The following is a 4,468-nucleotide window of genomic DNA, read 5'->3' as shown; positions in this document are numbered from 1 at the left end:
CGGCGGCCGCCGCCGAGGGCGCGGCCCGGCGCGGCCCGTTCCGCCCCGAGGTCTGGCTGAACGCGCGTCAGCGGCACGCCTCGCGGCTGGCCGCCCACTATTTCCGCGCCTTCGACACCCTCGCCGTGGTCGCGGTCAGCCTGTTGTGCGCCTGGGCGGCGGCGCCGGGCGCCCTGATCCATACCGAGGTGTCGCGGGTCATGCCCTTCGTCCTCGGCGCGGCCGCCGTCCTGGGCCTGATGCGGTCGCTGGGGCGATACCGCTTCGCCCGCGGCCAGAAGACGGCGCGGCATCTGGCCTCGGTCGCCGCCATGGTTGCGGCGGGCGCGGCCGTGGCCTTGCTCTCCGGCTGGATTCTGCGCGGGGCGGAGGCGCAGGAGTCGGCCTATGTGGTCTGGGCCGGACTGGTGCTGATCACGCTCAACGCCCTGCACATCGGCTGGAGCGACATGGTCGCGCGGTGGCGCGCCTCGGGGGCCCTGACGCCCAATATCGTGCTGGTCGGGGCGACGCGGCACGCTGAGTCCCTGATCCGCGAGGCCCTGAAGCGGCGTGATCTGAACGTGCTGGGCATCTTCGACGACCGGCTGGCGCGCAGCCCGCGGGCCATCGAGGGCGTGCCGGTGCTGGGCACGGCGGCCGATCTGCTGACCCACAAGATGACCCCCTATGTCGACCGTATCGTCTTGGCCATCGACCCGCGGGCCGAGGCGCGGGTGCGGGAGCTCAACGCCACGCTGCGGACCCTGCCGCATGAGGTGACCCTGCTGGTCGAGCCGGATGGCGCGGCCGAGACGCAGTCGGCGCTGGACCGGCTGGCGGCGGCGCCCCTGGCCGATGTGCAGGGGCCGGTCGACGACGACCGCCGGGCCTTCAACAAGCGGTTGCAGGACCTGGTCCTCGGCCTGATCGCCCTGGTTCTCCTCGCCATCCCCATGGCCCTCGTGGCCCTGGCCATCCGGCTGGACAGCCCGGGACCGATCTTCTTCCGTCAGCGCCGCCACGGCTTCAACCATGAGGAAATCGTGGTGTGGAAATTCCGCTCGATGAAGCATGAGGCCGCCGACGCCACGGCCAGCCGTCAGGTGACCCATGACGACGACCGGGTCACCCGCATCGGCCGTTTCATCCGCAAGACCAGCCTCGACGAACTGCCGCAGCTGCTGAACGTCATCGCCGGCGAGATGTCGCTGGTCGGGCCCCGGCCGCACGCCATCGGCATGAAGACCGGCCATGTCGAGAGCGCCCGCCTGGTCGCCGACTACGCCCACCGCCACCGCATCAAGCCGGGCATGACCGGCTGGGCCGCCGTCAACGGCTCGCGCGGGCCGCTGCACACGGCCCAGGACGTGCGCCGCCGGGTGCAGCTCGACATCGACTATGTCGAGCGCCAGTCCCTGTGGATGGATCTGTGGATCATGGCCATCACCGTGCCTGTGCTGCTGGGCGATCGCGCGGCGATCCGTTGACCGGGGCCCGCTGATGTTCTGGCGCGGCGTCTGGGGCTATCTGCCGGCGAACATCGTGCAGGGCGTGGTCGGCTTCCTGGCCATCATCCTGTTCACCCGGCTGCTCAGCCCCGCCGATTTCGGCCGCTACGCCCTGGCCTTCTCGGTCATGACCCTCGCCCATGTGGCGGTGTTCAGCTGGCTGGAGGCCGCCATGGCCCGGTTCTGGGCGGCCCAGACGCCCGGCGCCGCCCAGGGCCATTTCGCCAGCCTGTATCGCACCGCCTTCGTGCTCGGCGCCGGATTTCTCGTTGTGACCGGCCTCGCGGTCTGGCTCCTTCCCGCCGACCCGCTTTTCAAACTGGCCCTGGCCACCGGCCTCGCCGGCGCTCCGGCGCGCTCCATGGTCAAACTGGCGCAGGAACGGTTCCGCGCCGAGGGCGAGGTGGCCAGGTCCGCGCGGCTGGACATGGCCGTGACCGCGGGCGGTCTGGCCATCGGCGTCGGCTTCGCCCTTGCGGGCGCGGGTGCGGCGGCGCCCCTGCTGGGCCTCGCCCTCGCCCCCCTGGCCGCCCTGCCCTTCGACCTGCCGGGCGAGTTGAAACAGGCCCGCGGCGGCGTCTTCGAAGCCGGACGGGTGCGGGAATATGCGCTGTACGGCTATCCGATCGCGGCCTCCCTGGCCCTGACCGTGGTGCTGTCCTCGACCGACCGCTTCGTGCTGGATGCGTATCTGGGCGAGGCGGCGGTGGGCGCCTATCACGCCAGCTATTCGATCGCCAACCGCACGCTGGACGTCCTGTTCCTGTGGCTCGGCACGGCCGGCCAGCCGGCGCTGGTCATGGCGCTGGAGCGCGGCGGGGTGGACCGGCTCAAGGTCGCCGCGCGCGAGCAGCTGTCGACCTTCCTGCTGGTCGGCCTGCCCGCGGCGGCCGGCGTGGCGCTGGTGGCGCGCCCCCTGTCCGAAGTGCTGATCGGCGAGGAGCTTCGCGCGGCGGCGGCCAGCGTGACGCCGTGGATCGCCCTGTCGGCCCTGCTGTTCGGCCTCACCGCCTATTATTTCGGCCAGGCCTTCACCCTCGGCAAGAAGACCCGCCGACTGCTGATCGCCATGGCGATTCCGGCGGGACTGAATGTGGTCCTGAACCTGATCCTGGTGCCCCGTTTCGGTCTGATGGGCGCCGCCTGGGCCACGGCGGCCAGCTTCGGCCTCGGCATGGTCGCGACCATGCTGATCGGCCGCCGGGTCATGGCCCTGCCGATCCCGTGGGAGAGCCTGGCCCGCTGCGGCGTGGCGACGGGGATCATGGCGCTGGCGGTGTCGCGGCTGCCCGCCATCGGCGGGCTGGGCGAACTGATGCTCGACGCCGGCGTCGGCGGGATCATCTATGCCGCGGCGGCCCTGACCCTGAACGCGGCGGGCGTGCGGACCGTCGCTCTCGGCCTTCTGGCGAGCCGCGGGCTCCGGGGAGCGGCGGCATGAGCGCGCGGGCGAAAATGACCGACAGCCCCGCCTGGAGGACGGCGAAGCCCGCCGTCTCGGTGCTGATCCCCTTCCTGCGCGACGATCCGGCCGAACTGCTGAACCTGCTGGACGAGGAGGCCGCCTCGGTCGATGGCGCGGTCGAGATCGTCGTCCTGGACGACGGCACCCGCGACGCGGCCCTGACCGCCCGGCTGGCGGCGCAGATCAAGGGCATGGCCCTGCCGGTCCGGCTCATCACCCTGCCGGCCAACGAGGGGCGGTCGGTCGGGCGCAACCGGCTGGCCTCGACGGCGCGCGGCGGCAGTCTGCTGTTCCTCGACAGCGACATGCGGCCCGACCATCGCCGCTTCCTGCGCGACTGGGCCGATCTGGCCGCGCGCGAGGATCCGGCGGTGGCCTTCGGCGGCTTCTCCCTGCTGCAGGCGCCCACCGACGCCCGCTTCGCCGTCCACCGCGCCATGGCCGCCAAATCCGAATGCGTGCCCTGGACCGAACGCGCCAAACAGCCCGAGAAATACGTCTACACCTCCAACCTGCTGGTCCGCCGCGACGTGTTCGAGGCCGAGGCCTTCGACCCCGGCTTCACCGGCTGGGGCTGGGAGGATGTGGAATGGGCCATGCGGGTGTCGCGGCGCTTCCGCGTCGTCCACCTCGACAACGCCGCCACCCATATGGGGCTCGACACGGTCGCGGCCCTCGCCGGAAAATACGAGCAGTCGGCCCCGAATTTCGCCCGCATGGCCCAGCGTCATCCCGCGATCGTCGCCGCCTATCCCAGCTACAAGGCGGCCCGGCTGCTGAAGCGGTTGCCCGCCCTGCCCCGCCTGCGGCGCCTGATGCGGCGCGGGGCCGAGACGACCTGGCTGCCGGTCGGCGCGCGGGCGTTCTCGCTGCGCCTGTACCGCGCGGCCCTCTATGCGGACGCCGTGTGATGGCCGACGTCGCCGTCATCGTCCCGACCCTGAGGCGGCCCGAAAGCCTCGAACGCGCCCTGCGCTCGCTGTTCGCCCAGACGGGCGTCGCCGACCGCGTCTCCGCCGTCGTCGTGGTCGACAACGACCCGGTCGGATCAGCGGCGGCGACCGTCGAGGCCCTGCGCTCCGACTCTCCCTGGGCCCTGACCTATGTGCACGCCCCCCGGCCCGGCGTCGCCACGGCGCGCAACGCAGGGCTGGCGGCCACGGACGCGCCCCTGATCGCGTTTCTCGACGACGATGAAGCGGCCTCGCCGGCCTGGCTCGCGGCGCTGCTGAAGGCTCAGGAGACGACCGGCGCGGACGCGGTCTTCGGCCCGATCACCGGCCAGGCGCCCGACGCCGCGCCCTGGCTGAAGCCCTGGCTGGAACGGTTCTTCGGCCGCGAGGGACCCCAGCGGACCCAGGTCATCGACCATCCCTTCGGCTGCGGCAATTCCCTGATGGTGCGCCGCTCGGCCCTGCCGGGTCCGGCGCCGTTCGACGCGGGCACGGATCAGGCCGGCGGGGAGGACGACGCGCTGTTCGCGGCGCTGGCGGCGCGCGGCGGCCGCTTCGGC

General features: G+C 72.5%; 4 protein-coding genes. All 4 read left to right on the top strand.

The annotated features are described in order from the left end of the window. Positions 1-1,469 (top strand): exopolysaccharide biosynthesis polyprenyl glycosylphosphotransferase (locus QQJ79_RS14965; protein ID WP_284223726.1); only part of this gene is annotated, 1,469 nt, incomplete at its 5' end. Positions 1,470-1,482: 13 nt separating this feature from the next. After that, positions 1,483-2,931 carry a lipopolysaccharide biosynthesis protein gene (locus tag QQJ79_RS14960; protein ID WP_284223725.1) on the top strand — a complete coding sequence of 483 codons (1,449 nt, stop codon included), beginning with the start codon at positions 1,483-1,485 and terminating at the stop codon, positions 2,929-2,931. A 14-nt stretch (positions 2,932-2,945) separates the two neighbouring features. Further along, the gene (locus tag QQJ79_RS14955) at positions 2,946-3,866 is read left to right on the top strand and encodes a glycosyltransferase family 2 protein (RefSeq protein WP_284223724.1); all 921 of its coding nucleotides are present in this window, start codon (positions 2,946-2,948) and stop codon (positions 3,864-3,866) included. Next, a partial coding sequence (locus tag QQJ79_RS14950) for a glycosyltransferase family 2 protein (RefSeq protein WP_284223723.1) occupies positions 3,866-4,468 on the top strand: 603 nt, incomplete at its 3' end. The genes QQJ79_RS14955 and QQJ79_RS14950, both read left to right, overlap by 1 nt.

The organism is Brevundimonas denitrificans, assembly GCF_030160755.1.
In the GTDB taxonomy this organism is placed as follows: Bacteria; Pseudomonadota; Alphaproteobacteria; order Caulobacterales; family Caulobacteraceae; genus Brevundimonas; species Brevundimonas denitrificans.
The sequence above is the reverse complement of the archived record's forward strand: the minus strand, read 5'-3'. Positions and strand labels throughout refer to the sequence as shown.

Coding starts and splice junctions, on each gene's coding strand:
- QQJ79_RS14955 (WP_284223724.1), top strand. CDS start 2,946: ATGACCGACAGCCCCGCCTGGAGGACGGCGAAGCCCGCCGTCTCGGTG.
- QQJ79_RS14960 (WP_284223725.1), top strand. CDS start 1,483: ATGTTCTGGCGCGGCGTCTGGGGCTATCTGCCGGCGAACATCGTGCAG.